The sequence below is a fragment of the Rhodanobacter spathiphylli B39 genome (assembly GCF_000264295.1).
GTDB lineage: Bacteria > Pseudomonadota > Gammaproteobacteria > Xanthomonadales > Rhodanobacteraceae > Rhodanobacter > Rhodanobacter spathiphylli.
Genome location: NZ_AJXT01000095.1, coordinates 1 through 453, shown reverse-complemented (window position 1 = coordinate 453; position 453 = coordinate 1). Strand labels below are relative to the sequence as shown.

The 453-nt window shown below is 53.2% G+C and carries 1 protein-coding gene; it reads left to right on the top strand.

From position 1 onward, the window contains the following. A partial coding sequence (locus UU7_RS17095) for a HEAT repeat domain-containing protein (RefSeq protein WP_007810683.1) occupies nucleotides 1–423 on the top strand: 423 nt, incomplete at its 5' end. Nucleotides 424–453 lie beyond the last annotated feature (30 nt).

Genomic DNA, 453 nt, shown 5'->3' with positions numbered 1-453 from the left:
ATAAACGCTAAGCGTTTAGGCCTTATGACAGACTTTGACGAAGTTCTAGCTGCAGAGCGAGCCAAGGACGGCGAGGCATTGCGCCAAGCGTTGTCGAAAGCAAAGGTTCCAGCGTCCATCTTGATGAGGCTCCTGCTAGACGACTGGCATGACCTGCATGAGGATATTGTCTTTGACCTCGGGCTCCTTGGGGAGCCAAGTGCTGTTGAGGCAATTCAAAAAGCCATCAATATTCCGTTCGGCCATCTGGTTGAGTGGGGCAACCTTCATGCATTTCAGCGTAAATGTGCCTACGCTCTGGCTCGCATAGGCACTGAGCAGTCGCGGGTAGCACTCGAAACACTTGCTCGCAGCACGGACTCCTATATCCGTGAGTACAGCGAGGAGGGCTTGTCAAAGTGGCCTCTTCCATTTCGCGGGTAAGGCCTAACATCTCCTTAGGAGACTTCCGGT